This window comes from Burkholderia sp. Cy-637, assembly GCF_011753175.1.
Lineage (GTDB): Bacteria > Pseudomonadota > Gammaproteobacteria > Burkholderiales > Burkholderiaceae > Burkholderia > Burkholderia gladioli.
Genome location: NZ_VWWC01000025.1, coordinates 46,017 through 62,509, shown reverse-complemented (window position 1 = coordinate 62,509; position 16,493 = coordinate 46,017). Strand labels below are relative to the sequence as shown.

Below are 16,493 nucleotides of genomic sequence, written 5' to 3'. Positions count from 1 at the left end.
CGCCAAGCCGGCGGCCGGGCCGACGGCGGTGGCCTCGGCGGCCGCGCTGCCGATCCTCGGCGAGGACGCGCCGGCCGTGCCGGGCCTCGCCGGCCAGACCGCGGCGATCCCGTTCGACATCCCCTTGCGCGAGGCGCGCGACGCCTTCGAGCGCGCCTACTTCGAGTACCACCTGGCGCGCGAGAACGGCAGCATGACGCGCGTCGCGGAGAAAACCGGCCTGGAGCGCACCCACCTCTATCGCAAGCTCAAGCAGCTCGGCGTCGAGCTCGGCAAGAAGCCGACCGAGGGCGGGCTCTGAGCTTTTGCGGAATTTTTAAAAAGGGGCTTGCCAGGTTGATGGGGCCTGGCTATACTCTCACTTCTTCGTTGGCCCGGTAGCTCAGTTGGTAGAGCAGCGGATTGAAAATCCGCGTGTCGTTGGTTCGATTCCGACCCAGGCCACCAAATTCGAAAAGGTCCAAAAGCTTCACGGCTTTTGGACCTTTTCCCTTTTGAAGGCCGGGGATCCGCGCGCGCTACATGCCGCCGCCCGATTCCCGGTATGCGGCGCTGCATATGGCCGCGCCCGGGCGAAATACCGGGCCGCATGATAAAATCCCTGCCGACTCAAAGACTTGAAGGACTTGAGGACGCTGGTTTTCCGCGCCGCAAGTCCTTTTTTGTTTGACGCTCTGCCGCCGCACGCCGCGGACGCGGCGCCGCGCGCCCGGTAGCGCCCACGCGGGCGCCCCCGCCACGCATCGGCGGCGTCCCCCGGGCATCGCGCGCCGCGAGCCCCCTATACGGAGTACACGGTGATTCGGACAGACGCTAAAGGCGGCGCGCTCGTGCTGTTTTCCGGCGGCCAGGATTCGGCGACCTGCGTCGCCTGGGCGCTCGAGCATTATTCGACGGTCGAGACGCTCGGCTTCGATTACGGCCAGCGCCATCGCGTCGAGCTCGAATGCCGCGAGGGCGTGCGCGAGGCGCTGCGCACGCGCTTTCCGCAATGGGCCAACCGGCTCGGCGACGATCACATGATCGACCTGTCGGTGCTCGGCGCGATCAGCGACACCGCCATGACGCGCGCCATCGAGATCGAGACCAGCGCCAACGGGCTGCCCAACACCTTCGTGCCGGGCCGCAACCTGCTGTTCATGACGATCGCGGCGGCCCTGGCCTATCGGCGCGGGCTGAAGGTGCTGGTCGGCGGCATGTGCGAGACCGATTTCTCGGGCTACCCCGATTGCCGCGACGACACCATGAAGGCGCTGCAGGTGGCGCTCAATCTCGGCATGGACACGCGCATGGTGCTCGAGACGCCGCTGATGTGGCTCGACAAGGCCGATACCTGGCGCCTCGCCGAGCAACTGGGCGGCGCCGAGCTGGTCGAGCTGGTGCGCGTCGAGACCCACACCTGCTACGTCGGCGAGCGCGCCGAGTTGCACGACTGGGGCTTCGGCTGCGGCGCCTGCCCGGCCTGCAAGCTGCGCAAGCGCGGCTACGAGGCGTATCGCAGCGGCGAGCAGGTCACCGAGATGCCGGCCTGAGCGGCAGGGTACGCAAGCAAGGCGAATCAGGAAGCAGGCAAGACCAACGAAGCAGCACGATGTGATGCGCGAACGCTCGCGCATCGCCCGGAATCACTGGCATCAGGCGCCGCATGAGGCGCGGGAAAGGAACGGACGGCTCGCGCCGCCGGCTCAGCGAATGACGTACACGGTCAAGGAAATCTTCTACACGTTGCAGGGCGAGGGCGCCAACGCCGGTCGCCCGGCCGTGTTCTGCCGGTTCGCCGGCTGCAATTTGTGGACCGGCCGCGAGGCCGATCGCGAAACGGCCGTGTGCCGCTTCTGCGATACCGATTTTGTCGGCACCGACGGGGAGAACGGCGGCAAGTTCAAGACCCCGGAGCAGCTCGCCGCGATGGTCGCCTCGCTGTGGCCCGAGGGCGAGGCCAACCGCTTCGTGGTCTGCACCGGCGGCGAGCCGATGCTGCAGCTGGACCAGCCGCTGGTCGACGCGCTGCACGCACAGGGCTTCGAGATCGCCATCGAGACCAACGGCTCGCTGCCGGTGCTCGAGACGATCGACTGGATCTGCGTGAGCCCGAAGGCCGATGCGCCGCTGGTGGTCACCAAGGGGCACGAGCTGAAGGTGGTGGTCCCGCAGGACAACCAGCGCCTGGCCGACTACGCCAAGCTCGACTTCGACTACTTCCTGGTGCAGCCGATGGACGGCCCCTCGCGCGACATCAACACGAAGCTCGCGATCGACTGGTGCAAGCGCCATCCGCAATGGCGGCTGTCGATGCAGACCCACAAATACCTGAACATTCCCTGAGCCGCGCGCTTCATTCATCGTGCTGATTACCCGAAAACTCGAATTCGATGCGGGCCACCGCATCCCCGACCACCGCAGCCAGTGCCGCAACCTGCATGGCCATCGCTACGTGCTCGAAATCACGCTGCGCGGCGACCTGGTCGACACCGAGGGCGCGCCCGACCGCGGCATGGTGATGGACTTCGCCGACGTGAAGTCGCTCGCCATGGAGCACCTGGTCGGCAAGTGGGACCACGCCTTCCTGGTCTATGCGCGCGACGAGGTGGTGCGCTCCTTCCTCGAGAAGATGGCCGACCACAAGACGGTGGTGCTCGATCGCATCCCGACCGTCGAGAATCTCGCGGCGGTGGCCTTCGATATCCTCGCCGACGTCTACGACGCCCACTACGGCGTGAACCTGCGTCTCGAGCGCGTGCGCCTGTACGAGACGCCGAACTGCTGGGCCGACGTCGAGCGCGATCCGGCGCGCTGAGCCGGGCTCGGCACGTCGTCCGGCGCGCCGGCTTCCCCGCCGCCGCATCCTTGTCTGCACGGGCCGCATCCGCCGGCCCGTTTTCGTTTCCCCTGGCCTGGCCGTCCCGCGTCGCATCACCCGCCCGGGCCCGCCGCCGTCCCGCCGTTCGCCTTGCCGCACCGCGCTTCGCGCCGCCCGCGGCCGGCTCCGGCAGCACAATTCTGATCACGGTAAGATCGTCGCGCGCGCGATGCGGGCGAGCCTGCCCGGCTTGCCGGCAACGCGCGCAGCCACCCGCTCGGGAGCCCGCGCCAGCTTCGCGCCGCGCGCGCCTTCCCCGCTACAAGAATCGACTCCGCCACACGCGTGACGGGGCAACCGCTGCGCGTGCGCGCGACCAGCAGGAGGACAGGAGATGAACGGTTTTCGGATGCGAACGGCGGGCGCCGCGTTCGCGCTAGGCCTGGCGAGCATGATGCTGGCGGCCAGCCAGCCGGCCCGGGCGGCGGATGCGGCAGCATCGAGCGCGCCGGCTGCCGCGAGTGCCTCGGGCGCGTCGGGCACATCGTCGACGCGCCGCTCGGTGCCGCACGGCAAGCTGCGCCGGCCGGCCCCGGATTCGAAGGCCACCGCCGACGCGGTGGCCGACTACAACGCCGGCGACTACGCCTCGGCGCTGGCCGGCTTCGGCCGCTCCGCGCGTCGCGGCGACCGGCTCGCGCAGTTCGACTACGCGATGATGCTGCTCAAGGGCGAAGGCGGTCCGGCCAACCAGGCCGACGGCCTGCACTGGCTGAACCAGGCGGCCGATGCCGGCATGACGCAAGCGCAGTACGTGCTCGGCACCATGTACGACGACGGCCAGTTCGTGGCGCGCGACCCGGCCGTCGCGCATGGCTGGTTCCTGAAGGCGGCGCAGCAGGGCCACATGGAGGCGCAGCTCGCGCTGGCCAACCAGTTCCTCGACGGCCGCGGCACGCCGCGCGACAACCACCAGGCCTTCGAGTGGTACCGCAAGGCCGCCGACGCGGGCGAGCCGACCGCGCAATACGTGACGGCCTCGTTCTACGAGCGCGGCGGCGACGGCGTCGCGGTCGACCTCAACCTCGCGCGCGTCTATTACGCGGCGGCGGCCGTGCATGGCGACGAGGTGGCCGCGCTCAAGTACCAGGAAGTCAGCACCGCGCTGCGCAAGCAGGTCGCGGCCGCCTCCGCCGCTTCGGCTGCCTCGGCCGCCTCCGCACCCGCCGCCGAGGCACCGCAAGCGGCCTCGCAATGACAAAGCGGCGCCGCAGCGCCGCTTGATCGAAGCCCGATCGTGGCGGCCGCGGCCGCTACGATTTCATCAGCCGCTTCTGCCGCCCGACGCTCATGATCAGTCCGGTGGCGACGCCCAGCGTGATCAGCGCGGTGCCGCCGTAGCTCATGAAGGGCAGCGGCACGCCCACCACCGGCAGCACGCCGCTGACCATGCCCACGTTGACGAAGGCATAGGTGAAGAAGCCCAGCGACAGCGAGCCGGCCAAGAGGCGCCCGAACAGCGTCGAACCCTGCGCGGCGATATAGAGCCCGCGCGCGATCAGCACCATGTAGAGCGTGAGCAGCACCAGCCCGCCCACCAGCCCGAATTCCTCGGAATAGACCGCGAAGATGAAGTCGGTGTGCTTCTCGGGGATGAATTCGAGGTGGGCCTGGGTACCCTTCAGGTAGCCCTTGCCGACCGGGCCGCCCGAGCCGATCGCGATCACCGCCTGGATGGTGTGGAAGCCCTTGCCGAGCGGGTCCGAGGTCGGGTCGAGCAGGGTGCAGACGCGGTGCTTCTGGTAGTCGTGCATCAGCGGCCAGACCACCTGCGGCTGGCAGATCTTGTCCTCGAAGGTGGCGATCGCGGCCACCGCGATCACGCCGGCCACCAGCACCGGCACGATCAGCTTGAACGACAGCCCGGCCAGGTAGATCACGAACAGGCCCGCCGCGAACACCAGCATCGCGGTGCCCAGGTCGGGCTGCTTGGCGATCAGGCCGACCGGCACCAGCAGGATCGCGAAGGCCACCAGGTAGTCGTACCAGCGGATATTGCCCTCGCGCCGCTGGTAGTACCAGGCCAGCATCAGCGGGGTGGCGATCTTGAGGATCTCCGAGGGCTGGATCACCACGCCGACGTTGAGCCAGCGCTTGGCCCCCTTCTTGGTCATCCCGAACAGCGCCACCGCCACCAGCAGCGCGACGCCGAAGGTATAGAGCGGCACCGCGAAGCGCATCAGCGTCTGCGGCGGGATGTTCGCGATGATCCACATCAGCACGAAGGTCAGCATGATGTTGCGCAGCTGGTCCTCGACCCGGCCCGGCATGTCGATGGTCGCGCTGTAGAGCGTGACGATCCCGACGCAGAGCAGCAGGAACACGATCAGCGCGAGCGGGCGGTCGAAGCCCGCGAACATCTGCTTTGCCTTGTCGAGCCAGGCGCGCTTGTCGAATTGCATGCCTATCTCCGTCATTCGTCGGTGCCGGCCGCGGCGGGCCGGCGGGTGCCGCGCTGCCCGTCGCGCGCGGCCGCCGGGGCGGGCGGCGCGGCCGGGTGGTTGGCGGGGGCGCGATGCGGCTTGCGCGGCAGGCGCCGCATCTGGGCCGCGCTCGCGGCGCTGGCGGGTTCGGGCGAGGCGCCGCCGGCGGCCTCGCCGGTGCTGGAGGCGCCGGGGCTGCCCGCCGCGCCGGAGCCGACGGGGGCCGAGGCGCCCGAGGCGGCCTCCGCGCCGCTGGCCGCGGCGGGCGGCACCGGCTGCGGCAGCGCCGTGAAGCCCGTGGCGATCTCCACCGGCCGCGTGGTGTCGCCCACCACCGGCGCGCTGACCGGCTCGGTCGCCGAGGCGGCGGCGGCCACCGCGGCGGCCTCGTTGGTCGGGTTCTGGCGCTCGACCAGGTAGAAGTCCAGCACCTTGCGCGCGATCGGGCCGGCCGACTGCGCGCCCCAGCCGCCGTTCTCGACGATCAGCGCGAGCGCGATCCGCGGGTGGTCGGCCGGCGCGTAGGCGGTAAACAGCGCGTGGTCGCGCAGGTGCTCGGCCAGCAGGTGGCCGTGGTAGTTGGCGCCCTGCAGCGAGAACACCTGGGCCGTGCCGGTCTTGCCGGCCGCCGTGTAGGCTGCGCCGCGGAAGATCTTGTAGGCGGTGCCGGACGGATTCTCGATCACGTTCTCCAGGCCGCGCTTGACCACGTCGATGTCGGCCTGCTTGAGCGGGATCACCTCGCTTTCCTTGGGCACCGTCAGGTGCCGCTCGCGGGTGATCGGGTTCTCGACTTCCTTGACCAGGTGGGGCTTCATCACCACGCCGTTGTCGGCCAGCGTGGCCATCGCGTGCGCCAGCTGCAGGATCGTGAAGGAGTTGTAGCCCTGGCCGATCCCCAGGCTGATGGTCTCGCCGTCGTACCACTTCTGCAGCGCGGGCTTGCGGAAGGTCTTCTTCTTCCATTCCGGCGAGGGCAGCACGCCGCGCGCCTCGCCCTGGATGTCGATGCCGGTGATCTGGCCGAAGCCGAACGGCTTCATGAAGTTGGCGATGTTGGTGACGCCCAGGTCGCGCGCCAGCATGTAGAAATAGGTGTCGTTCGACACCATGATGGCGCGGTTCATGTCCACCCAGCCCTGGCCCGAGCGCACGTCGTTGCGGAAGGTGTGGCCGCCGAAGGTGAAGTAGCCGGGATCCTGGAAGCCCCAGCCCGGCGTGCGCTTGCCCAGCTCCAGGCCGGCCAGCGCCATGAAGGGCTTGTAGGTCGAGCCGGGCGGGTAGGTGCCGTGCAGCGGGCGGTTCAGCAGCGGCTTGTCGGGCGAGTTGTTGAGCTCGTCCCAGGTCTGCTGGTCGATGCCGTCCACGAAGGAGTTGGGATCGAAGCTCGGCGAGGACACGAAGGCCAGCACGTCGCCGGTGGCCGGCTCGATCGCCACCAGCGCGCCGCGCTTGCCGGCGAAGGCCTGCTCGGCCACCTGCTGCAGGCCGATGTCGAGCGACAGCACCAGGTTGTTGCCGGGCGTGGCCTGGGTGCGCGAGAGCGTGCGCACCGGGCGCCCGCCGGCGGTCACCTCGACCTCCTCGAAGCCGGTGATGCCGTGCAGGTCGGTCTCGTAGCTCTGCTCGACGCCGATCTTGCCGATGTAGTCGGTGCCCTTGTAGTTGTTGGCGTCGCGACGCGGATCGTAATGCTCGGGATCGCTGTCGTTCTCGTCGCTCATCGCGTCGATTTTGTCCTGGTCGCGCTTCGAGATCCGGCCGATGTAGCCGATCACGTGCGCGGCGGTGGGCCCCAGCGGGTACTGGCGGAACAGCCGCGCGCGCAGGCCTCCCTGTTCGATTTCGACGAGGCGCCGATCGTCGAGCCGGTCGCGCTGCCCGCGGTATCGATCGACAGCTTCGCGGGCGCGCCGCTCGATGCCTGGATCGAGCCCGAGGAACTGGGCTGGCTCGATGCCTGGCGGATCGACGAGCAGGATGTCGCGGGCGCCGCGATGAATCGGGAGGCGCGAACTTGGGTGCCGGGGACCGGACTCGAACCGGCACCTCCCGTCGGTGCCATCTCCCCCCTGGCCGACTGCGTCGTCTGGCTCGAACGCAACTACCGCTTCGGCCTCGATTCGCCGATCGGCCGGCTGTCGCTGGCGATCCGCCGCGGCGCGGCGCAAGACGCGCTCGATGCCTTGTCGACTGAAGCCGGCGCGGCCGCGCGCTACTACGACGACAGCGGCGACGCCTTGTCCGTGGCCACCATCGAGCGCCTCGCGCACGGTTTCGACGCCTATGGCGAGGCCTTGCGCGCCGCGCTCGCCACGGCCGAGCCCGATCCGCTGCCGCTGTTCGACGCGCTGAACCGCTTCCGCATCCTGTGCGCCACCCGCAGCGGCGCGCGCGGCGCCGACGAGGTCAACCAGCGCGTCGCCGCCCAGGTGCGTCGCGCGGTGCGCGTGCCGCTCGCGGTCGGCGCGCACTGGTTCGCGGGCCGGCCCGTGATGGTCACGCGCAACGACTACGCGCTCGGCCTGTTCAACGGCGATATCGGCATCGCGCTGCCCGATGCGCGCGGCGCGCTGCGGGTCTGGTTCCGCGGCGCCGACGGGCAGGCGCGCGCGGTCTCGCCGGCCGCGCTGCCGCCGCACGATACGGCCTTCGCGCTGACGGTCCACAAGTCGCAGGGTTCGGAGTTCGACGAGGCGGCGCTGGTCCTGCCGGCCGCGTTCGGGCGCGTGCTGTCGCGCGAGCTGGTCTATACCGCGATCACGCGCGCGCGTTCGCGGGTGCAGGTGATCGGGCCGCGCACGGTGCTGGCGCAGGCAATCGCCACGCGCACCCAGCGCGACTCGGGCCTCGCCGCGCGGATCGCCGAGGCCGCCGCGCGGCACGCGAGCGCCGGCGCCGGCAAGACAGTCGATCAGGAGAACGGAACATGATCCGCTACACGCTCGATCCCGCCGAGGTCGAACTCTCGGCGATGCGCGCGCAGGGCGCCGGCGGCCAGAACGTCAACAAGGTGTCGAGCGCGATCCACCTGCGCTTCGACATCCGCGCCTCCTCCCTGCCCGAGCTGTTGAAGGAGCGCCTGCTCGCGCTGTCCGACCAGCGCATCACGCGCGACGGCGTGGTGGTGCTGAAGTCGCAGGAATATCGCACCCAGGAGCAGAACCGCGTGGCCGCGCTGGCGCGGCTCGACGCGCTGATCGCGAGTGTCGCCGTGGTGCGCCGCGCGCGGGTGGCGACGCGGCCGACGCGCGCCTCGAAGGAGCGCCGGCTCGATGCGAAGAACCGGCGCGGGACCGTCAAGGCCGGGCGGGGCAAGGTCGTGGATTGAGGCATCGAGCCGGTTGCGGCTCGAATCGCGAGGAAACGGCGCGCATGAACGCGGCTCAGGCTTCGTCGGCCGCCTCGAATGCGTCGCCGTCGTCGTGCGGGTCCGACACGAACTCCACGCAGAGCACCACCTTCACCTCGCTGCCTTGCGGTGCGCTCGCCGCGAGCGCCGCCGCCCAGGCGTTGCGCCCCTCGGTCAGCGAATGCTGCGGGCCGGCCATGATCACGCGACCCGGCGTCTGCATCGCGCGCTGCCAGACCGGCAGGCGCGACCAGTTGCTGTCGGTGTCGGGAAACAGCGGCGCGAGGCGCGCCGCCTGGGTCGGCGAGACCGCGTCGGGGCGCGCGATCGAGGGGGCCGGCTGGCGGCCCTGCGGGTCGGTCACGAACACGCGCCGGATCTCGGGCAGCTCGAACAGCGGCGCGGCCGCGGCGGCCAGCTCGCCATTCGCGAGCCAGGCCTGCGCGGCCGCCAGCAGCCGCCGCTCGAGCTCGCCGAAACAGGGGCCGTTGCGCAGCGCCCGCGCCTCGCGGCGCGCGGCGTGCCGCGCCCATGCCTCGTCGATATGGCGCGTGCTGCCTGCGCCGGCCCGTGCCAGCGAGGCATCGGGCTGCCCGAACAGGAAACCCTGCACGAAGTCGACGTCGGCATCCATCAGCACCTGCAGCGCGTGGGTGGTTTCTATGCCCTCGGCCAGCACCAGCGCGCCGGCCTGATGCAGCATGGTCACCAGGTGGCGGATGTTGCGGCGCGCGTCGCCGGGCTGCTGCGCGCGCTCGACCAGCGAGCGGTCGAGCTTGACGATGTCGGGATGCGCCTGCCAGACGCGGTCGAAGTTCGAGAAGCCGGTGCCGAAATCGTCGATCGCGATCAGGAAATCGCGATGCTGGATGCGGTCGATGGTGCGCGCCAGCGCGGCTTCGTCGCGCACCGGCTGCTCGATCACCTCGAGCACCACGCGGGTGGGCGGCAGCGAGAAATGCGCGCAGAGCTCGTCGATCGATTCGCGCTGCGCGCTGCCCGAGTCGAGCATCTGCGGCATCACGTTGAGGAACAGCCAGCCGTGGCCAGGGTCCTGCGCGGCGAAATTGGCCGCGTGCAGGCAGCGCGTCATGCGATCGAGCAACGGGGCGTCGCCGCGCGTGTGCGCGAGCGCGAACAGCGCTTCCGGTTCCAGCGAGGCATCGCTCGAAGCCTGCGCGCGCACCAGCGCCTCGTAGCCGACGATGCGCCGGTGCGTGATCGAGAGTACCGGCTGGAATGCCGAGGTCAGGCGCATGCCGCGATAGTTGGCGGTCCAGCCGCCGGCACCGTCGGATACGAGCAGGCTGACGAGATGGTCTAGCGTCAGTTCGGCGGACGGTCGCATTGCGCGTGAGTTCGGTGGGGGCGGGCGTCGTGCGATCCGGGGGGATCGGCGGCGGCACCGCGCGGTCGTGTGTGGCTACCCGAGGCTGCGTGAGGCTGTGTGTGGCAGCGCGCGGCCGGCCGGGTTGGCGCGGAGGCCGCCGCGTCGCGTGCCCACGTACTCTACACCGAATGGACGAGCACGGAAAATGCTCGGCGCTGCGAATCATCGACGCTTCGCACACCTGTTGTTCGGCCGCATGCGGGGCCCTCGGCGCGGAGCTGGCCGGCCGTGCGCGAAAGCCCGGGCGCAAACGATTGAAGTGTCGAAAAAGCCGGAAAGCGCGGGGAAAGCGCGGAAAAAGAAAGGCAGCGTTGCAGTGGCGATGCGCGGCGCGGATGCGGAACGTCGCGGCCGCGCATCGCGGCTCAGGCTGCCGTGTCGCGTGCCGACCCGAAGCCCGGGATGCGCCGGATCGCGCCGGTCGCGAGCGCGGTGCCGAGCAGCACCACCGCGCAGCCGGCGAGCATGATCGGCGCGACTGTTTCGCCGAGGAACAGCGCGCCCCACAGGATGCCGAAGATCGGGATCACGAAGGTCACGGTGATGGTGCGCGACGGCCCGACATGCGCGATCAGGTAGAAGAAGATCAGGTAGGCGACGCCGGTGCACAGGATGCCGAGCGCGATCACCGCGCCCCAGGCCTGCGCCGAGGCCGGCGCGGCCGGCCAGGTGGCCAGCGCGAAGGGCAGCAGCAACAGCGTGGCGCCGCTCATGGTGCCGGTCGCGTTGATCAGCGGGTCGACGCCGGACAGCTTGCGCTTGGTGTAGTTGGCGGCGATCCCGTACAGCAGGGTCGCGCCGAGCGCGGCCGCGGCGGCCAGCGCGGTGGCGCCGGCGCTCGCGCCGCCGGTGCTGCCCTCGGGCGCGAGCACCTGGTTGCCGACCAGCAGCAGCACGCCCGCGAAACCGACCACCAGGCCGAATACGCGCGGCATCGAGAGCCGTTCGCCGAGCCAGAGATAGGCCACCACCGCGGCCCACAGCGGCGCGGTGGCATTGATCACCGAGGTGATGCCGGCCTGCAGCGTCAACTCGGCGAAGGCGAACAGGCAGAACGGCGCGGCCGAGTTGAGCAGGCCGCAGACCAGCAGCGGCCAGGCATGGCGGCGCAGCGTGCGCGCCAGTCCGGCCGCGCCGTTGCGCGCCAGCGCGAGCACCAGCAGGAACAGCGCGCCGAAGCCGACGCGCAGCACCATCAGCGGGGCGACGCCGAAGTCGGCCACGCCGACGCGGATGAACAGGAACGAGGCGCCCCAGAAGGCGGCGAGCAGGATCAGCAGCGAGAGATGGCGGGTGGACATGGCGGGCTCGAATGGGGGCGCGGGATGCCGAGGCATGGTAGCGCCGCGCCGGCCGCCGATGTTACAGGAACGGATGAAATGGCAAAAAGGTGGAGATAGGTCTGAGGAATCGTCGAGGCCGGCTGGCCGGCTGGCCGGGGAAGGCGGTAGGTGGGGCACGTGGGGGCGCGTGGCAAGGCGAAGGGCCTTGAACTCCGAAGGCCGGCTCTCGCAGCCGCACGCACGAGCGGGCGCCCGGCGCGCCACGCTGACGATGGATCGGGCCACGCACGGCGGCGCGGCCGCGATCGCTCAGGCGCGGGCGAGGCGAACCGGCCGCCCGCGCTCGCGAGGCTCAACGATGGCCGTGCCAGCCGCCCCAGCGTCCGCCGTGTCCCCAGTAGCCGCCTCCGCCGAAGCGGAAGCCCAGCGAGACCGACGGCCCCCACCAGCCGCCATAGGCCGGATAGTAGGCCGGCGCCGGGTAGGCCGGGTAATAGGCCGGATAGGCGGGCGCGACATAGGCCGGCGCGGTGTTGTAGGCCGGTGCCGGGTAGGTCGGATCGGTCGCGGCGGGCGCGACCGGCGTGGCGGCGTAATAACCGCCGGCTGGGTAATAGCCGTAAGGGTAATAGCAGCCGGCGAGGGCGACGGTGGCGAGGCCGGCGGCGACGAAAGTGCGGGTTTTCATGGCGGACCTCCGGACGGAGGCGTCCTGTGACGGTGGCGATACGGGGAGCTTAGGCGCGTCGCGCATGAAACGCTGTGTGAAACAGTAACGGCAGATTTCAACACGCGCGAGCCCGCATCGTGTCACGAGGCGAACTGTAGGGGAGTGAGGGCGGCAGGACGAGTCGATCCGCCCGCGAACGCGCGGGCGGGTCGACCAACCGGTTCAAGCCCGGGCGGGCACTTACTTGCCGACCTGGTTACCGATGATGCCGCCGGCGGCCGCGCCGCCCAGCGTCGACAGCGCGCTGCCGCCGATGGCTGCGCCGGCCACGCCGCCGACACCGGCGCCGATCGCCGTATCGCGCTGGCGCGTCGTCATCGAGTCGCAGGCCGACAGGCTCGCGATGGTGGCGACCAGCAGCGCCCCTATCCCAACACGTCGGATCGAGTTCATGGTGTGTCCTCGGAAAGAGTGAAGAGTGAGTCGTGGCGCGCGGCCCGGGAAATCCGATTCGCACGCGACACTATCAATCTAGAGGAGCCGCGAACCGGCTGCTGTAAGGACTTGTTAAGCCTCTTTTCCGGCGTAATCAAATGTATCGCCGCGGGTACGCGGCTTGCATCGGCCGCGCCCCGGAGGCCGCGCATGCTGCGGCGCAGCGCGAGGCCGCGCGCGGGGGAGATCCCGCGCGCGGCAACGGCCGCGCCGGTGCCGCTCACTGGCGGTGGTAGATCTCGGCGCCGGTCTTGACGAACTCGACCGCCTTGACTTCCATGCCCTTCTTCAGCGCCTCGCTTTCCGACACGCCCTGCTTCGCCGCGAAGTCGCGCACGTCCTGCGTGATCTTCATCGAGCAGAAGTGCGGGCCGCACATCGAGCAGAAGTGCGCGACCTTGGCCGAATCCTTGGGCAGGGTCTCGTCGTGGAATTCGCGCGCCTTGTCCGGATCGAGGCCGAGGTTGAACTGGTCCTCCCAGCGGAACTCGAAGCGCGCCTTGGACAGCGCGTTGTCGCGCACCTGCGCGCCCGGATGGCCCTTGGCCAGGTCGGCCGCGTGCGCCGCCAGCTTGTAGGTGATGATGCCTTCCTTGACGTCGTCCTTGTTCGGCAGGCCCAGGTGCTCCTTGGGCGTCACGTAGCAGAGCATCGCGGTGCCGAACCAGCCGATCATCGCCGCGCCGATGCCCGAGGTGATGTGGTCGTAGCCCGGCGCGATGTCGGTGGTCAGCGGCCCGAGCGTGTAGAACGGCGCTTCCTTGCACCAGTCGAGCTGCAGGTCCATGTTCTCCTTGATCAGCTGCATCGGCACGTGGCCCGGGCCTTCGATCATCACCTGCACGTCGTGCTTCCAGGCGATCTGGGTGAGCTCGCCCAGCGTCTTGAGCTCGCCGAGCTGGGCCTCGTCGTTGGCGTCGTAGATCGAGCCGGGGCGCAGGCCGTCGCCGAGCGAGAAGCTCACGTCGTAGGCCTTCATGATTTCGCAGATGTCCTCGAAGTGCTCGTAGAGGAAGCTTTCCTTGTGATGCGCGAGGCACCACTTGGCCATGATCGAGCCGCCGCGCGAGACGATGCCCGTCATGCGGTTGGCGGTCAGCGGCACGTATTGCAGGCGCACGCCGGCGTGGATCGTGAAGTAGTCGACGCCTTGCTCGGCCTGCTCGATCAGCGTGTCGCGGAAGATCTCCCAGGTCAGGTCCTCGGCTTTGCCGTTGACCTTCTCCAGCGCCTGGTAGATCGGCACCGTGCCGATCGGCACCGGGCTGTTGCGGATGATCCACTCGCGCGTCTCGTGGATGTGCTTGCCGGTGGAGAGGTCCATCACCGTGTCGCCGCCCCAGCGGATCGCCCAGGTCATCTTGTCGACTTCCTCGCCGATCGAGGAGGTGACGGCCGAGTTGCCGATGTTGGCGTTGATCTTCACCAGGAAGTTGCGGCCGATGATCATCGGCTCCGATTCCGGGTGGTTGATGTTGGCGGGGATGATGGCGCGGCCGCGCGCGATTTCCTCGCGCACGAACTCGGGCGTGATCTCGCCCAGCGGGTTCTCGCCGAAGGCGGCGGCGCCGAAGGCCTGGCCGCGGTGCTGGCGGCCCATCATGGCGGCCAGCTTGGCGCCGTTCGGGCCGCTCGCCTCGAGGCTGGCGAGGTATTCGGCGCGGCGCTGGTTCTCGCGGATCGCGATGTATTCCATCTCCGGCGTGACGATGCCCTGGCGCGCGTAGTGCATCTGCGTCACGTTCCTGCCGGCCTGCGCGCGGCGCGGCTGGCGGTGCAGGCCGGGGAAGCGCAGCTCGGCGGTGGCCGCGTCGGCGGCGCGCTCGCGGCCGTAGGCGCTGCTCAGGCCGTCCAGCGTCTCGGTGTCGCCGCGCGACTCGATCCAGCCCTGGCGCAGCGCCGGAAGGCCCGAGCGGATGTCGATGCTGGCTTCCGGGTCGGTATAGGGGCCCGAGGTGTCGTAGACGTAGATCGGCGGATTCTTCTCGCCGCCGAAGCCGGTCGGCGTGTCCGCCTGCGTGATCTCGCGCATCGGCACGCGGATGTCGGGCTGCGAGCCCGTCACGTAGACCTTGCGGGAATTCGGCAGCGGGGCGATCGCGGCGGCGTCGACGCGGGCATCGGCGGACAGGAACTTCGGGTTGGCATTCATGCGGTCATCTCCTGATGTGGGGCGCTAAGCAGGAGACGAGAGAGGGCGGCAGGCCGGCCGGAGGTACCACGTGTGGCGAGGCCCGTACGCTTCCCTGCGCTGGCATTATCCAGATCAGGTTCAAAGGGTATTTCTCACCCGCGATGCGCCGCATTCCGAATGGCGCAACGCAGGACCCCCGCGTTAGCAAGGGCGAACGATACACCCGGACGGCCGAGGTTTCAACCGCTCGCTTGGCCGGCGCGCCGCCGAATTCGCCGGGCAGGGCCGGCGGGCCTGGCGCGCGGGGTCTTGCCGGGATTGTTTGAAATGCGGCGGCGGCTGTCGTTTTGCGGCAGATTCGCGTCGGGTCGCGACAAGGGGGAGCGGGGGCTGTCGCGCCGAAACGTCAGCGTCGAGCTTTTCCTGATTGACCCCGATTCGCCTTCCTGGCTGTCATGCATAATGCTTTCAAAGGCGCCGTCGGTCGCGGCGCGCCCATTCTTCTGGGTCAGTTCGACTTCTCCGGTTCCGTTCTCGACGACATGCCGTCCCGCTCGTTTTTCCCCGCCGCATCGGCTTCGCGCCGGTCGCCCTCGCACGTCCGCATTGCCCGCCACGATGGTTTCGCCGCGCTGCCCGCCGCCTGGGTTGCGGCTGCCACTGCCACTGCGGCTGCCACTGCCGCTGCCATGCCGGGCCCTCGATCCGTCCCGTCTTCCCGATCCGCCAACGAGCCGAGCTGAGCCATGACCCTGCTCGACCGTCTGCTCGCCATCGCGGGGCGAGTCCGCATCCGCCTGCCGCAAAGCCGCGGCGGGCGCATCGCGCTGGCGCTGGCCTTCATCTATTTCGTCTGGGGCTCGACCTACCTGGCGCTGCATATCGCGCTCGAGTCGTTTCCGCCGCTGCTGCTCTCGGGCATGCGCAACGGCCTGGCCGGCATCGGCCTGTTCGTGTTCGCGATGCGACGCAAGCCGGTGATGCCCAGCCTGGTCGAGATCCGCAACGCCGGCATCGTCGGCACCATGCTGGTGGCGGCCTCCTCGGGGCTGATCGCGCTCGGCATGCGCACCGTCAGCAGCGGCTCGGCGGCCGTGATGGTGGCTACCGTGCCGCTGTTCGCCACCGTGATCGCCGCCATCGCCGGGCGCCAGGTCGCGCGCGGCGAGTGGGTGGCGGTCGGGCTCGGCATGGTCGGCATCGTGATCCTGAACTCGGGCGGGCCGTCCACGCCGGGCTCCACGCTGGGCAGCATCTCGGTGCTGTGCGGCGGCCTGTTCTGGGCCGGCGGCGTGCATCTGTCGAGCCGCCTCAAGCTGCCCAGCGACCTGTTCCTGTCCACCTCGCTGCAGATCGGCCTGGGCGGCACCATGTCGACCATCGCCGCGATGTTCCTCGGCGAGCGCAGCGTGCAGTGGGCGGTGCTGCCGACCTTCGCGTTCCTGTACCTGATGATCTTCGGCACCATGATCGCGTATGTCGCCTACGGCTACCTGATCCGCAACACCAGCCCGGTGCTGGCCAGCAGCTGCATGTACGTGAACCCGATCGTCGCGGTGGCGCTGGGTGCGCTGCTGCTCGGCGAGCCGGTCACGGCCGCCACCGTGATCGCGACGCTGGCGATCCTCGGCAGCGTGGGCTTGTCCTTCGTCTGCGATCCGGCGCGCAAGGCGGTGAAGTAGGGCGCGCGGCCTCGGCCGGCTCGGGGCGGCCCCAGGCGGCCTGCGATGCACGGATTCCTCAGGATCATGCTCGGGGCCGCGAGATCCGGACAGGCTCGGGCAACCCGGCCCGATTCACGGGCAAGCGCGCCCGCCGCCCGCCGTCGGCTCCCGGCAGCGCCTGCCGATTCGCGGCAGCCGAGCCGGCAGGGCCGGGTTCGCGGC

At 69.9% G+C, this 16,493-nt stretch carries 13 protein-coding genes, 1 tRNA gene, 3 pseudogenes and 1 riboswitch; of the genes and pseudogenes, 9 read left to right on the top strand and 8 right to left on the bottom strand.

Translation table 11 applies throughout. From position 1 onward, the window contains the following. From esaR to F3J10_RS10220, 6 genes and pseudogenes are all read left to right on the top strand, one after another. A pseudogene (gene esaR / locus F3J10_RS10245) lies at positions 1-301 on the top strand (response regulator transcription factor EsaR); the annotation flags it as partial. Between the two features lie 70 nt (positions 302-371). Beyond that, positions 372-447, top strand: a tRNA-Phe gene (locus tag F3J10_RS10240). Positions 448-797: 350 nt separating this feature from the next. After that, entirely contained in the window at positions 798-1,532 is a 735-nt protein-coding gene (queC, locus tag F3J10_RS10235) for a 7-cyano-7-deazaguanine synthase QueC (protein WP_025097228.1), read from the top strand. Positions 1,533-1,692: 160 nt separating this feature from the next. Continuing rightward, positions 1,693-2,325, top strand: a complete 633-nt coding sequence (gene queE, locus F3J10_RS10230) for a 7-carboxy-7-deazaguanine synthase (protein WP_167233927.1) — start codon at positions 1,693-1,695, stop codon at positions 2,323-2,325. A gap of 19 nt (positions 2,326-2,344) precedes the next feature. Beyond that, positions 2,345-2,797, top strand: a complete 453-nt coding sequence (queD, locus tag F3J10_RS10225; protein ID WP_013699738.1) for a 6-carboxytetrahydropterin synthase QueD — start codon at positions 2,345-2,347, stop codon at positions 2,795-2,797. Positions 2,798-3,194: 397 nt separating this feature from the next. Beyond that, positions 3,195-4,058 (top strand): tetratricopeptide repeat protein, encoded by an 864-nt coding sequence (locus F3J10_RS10220; RefSeq protein WP_167241996.1) that lies wholly within the window; start codon positions 3,195-3,197, stop codon positions 4,056-4,058. Between the two features lie 55 nt (positions 4,059-4,113). Here the strand turns inward: F3J10_RS10220 and rodA are convergent, their stop codons facing one another. After that, on the bottom strand, positions 4,114-5,262 hold the full coding sequence (rodA, locus tag F3J10_RS10215) for a rod shape-determining protein RodA (protein WP_013699736.1): 1,149 nt from the start codon (positions 5,260-5,262) through the stop codon (positions 4,114-4,116). Between the two features lie 11 nt (positions 5,263-5,273). Beyond that, a pseudogene (gene mrdA / locus F3J10_RS10210) lies at positions 5,274-7,109 on the bottom strand (penicillin-binding protein 2); the annotation flags it as partial. Positions 7,110-7,349: 240 nt separating this feature from the next. Here mrdA and F3J10_RS10205 point away from each other — a divergent pair. Continuing rightward, positions 7,350-8,216 (top strand): annotated as a pseudogene (locus F3J10_RS10205) (ATP-binding domain-containing protein); the annotation flags it as partial. Beyond that, positions 8,213-8,614: an alternative ribosome rescue aminoacyl-tRNA hydrolase ArfB gene (arfB, locus tag F3J10_RS10200; protein WP_013697209.1), complete on the top strand. Its 402-nt coding sequence runs from the start codon at positions 8,213-8,215 to the stop codon at positions 8,612-8,614. The pseudogene F3J10_RS10205 and the gene arfB, both read left to right, overlap by 4 nt. A 55-nt stretch (positions 8,615-8,669) precedes the next feature. Here the strand turns inward: arfB and F3J10_RS10195 are convergent, their stop codons facing one another. From F3J10_RS10195 to F3J10_RS10170, 6 genes are all read right to left on the bottom strand, one after another. Beyond that, on the bottom strand, positions 8,670-9,983 hold the full coding sequence (locus tag F3J10_RS10195) for an EAL domain-containing protein (RefSeq protein WP_167241995.1): 1,314 nt from the start codon (positions 9,981-9,983) through the stop codon (positions 8,670-8,672). 407 nt (positions 9,984-10,390) lie between these two features. Beyond that, entirely contained in the window at positions 10,391-11,326 is a 936-nt protein-coding gene (locus tag F3J10_RS10190; protein WP_025101411.1) for a DMT family transporter, read from the bottom strand. 334 nt (positions 11,327-11,660) lie between these two features. Then, positions 11,661-11,996: a hypothetical protein gene (locus tag F3J10_RS10185; RefSeq protein ID WP_025101412.1), complete on the bottom strand. Its 336-nt coding sequence runs from the start codon at positions 11,994-11,996 to the stop codon at positions 11,661-11,663. Between the two features lie 222 nt (positions 11,997-12,218). Next, complete coding sequence (locus tag F3J10_RS10180; protein WP_025101413.1) at positions 12,219-12,431, bottom strand: glycine zipper 2TM domain-containing protein; 213 nt, start codon at positions 12,429-12,431, stop codon at positions 12,219-12,221. A 262-nt stretch (positions 12,432-12,693) separates the two neighbouring features. Next, positions 12,694-14,625 carry a phosphomethylpyrimidine synthase ThiC gene (gene thiC, locus F3J10_RS10175; RefSeq protein WP_166912633.1) on the bottom strand — a complete coding sequence of 644 codons (1,932 nt, stop codon included), beginning with the start codon at positions 14,623-14,625 and terminating at the stop codon, positions 12,694-12,696. 73 nt (positions 14,626-14,698) lie between these two features. Continuing rightward, a riboswitch (TPP riboswitch) is annotated at positions 14,699-14,815 on the bottom strand. A 31-nt stretch (positions 14,816-14,846) separates the two neighbouring features. Continuing rightward, positions 14,847-15,224: a hypothetical protein gene (locus F3J10_RS10170; RefSeq protein ID WP_167241994.1), complete on the bottom strand. Its 378-nt coding sequence runs from the start codon at positions 15,222-15,224 to the stop codon at positions 14,847-14,849. Positions 15,225-15,353: 129 nt separating this feature from the next. On the opposite strand from F3J10_RS10170, the gene F3J10_RS10165 reads away from it, so the two are divergent. After that, entirely contained in the window at positions 15,354-16,289 is a 936-nt protein-coding gene (locus tag F3J10_RS10165; RefSeq protein WP_025101415.1) for an EamA family transporter, read from the top strand. The last annotated feature ends 204 nt before the right edge of the window (positions 16,290-16,493 follow it).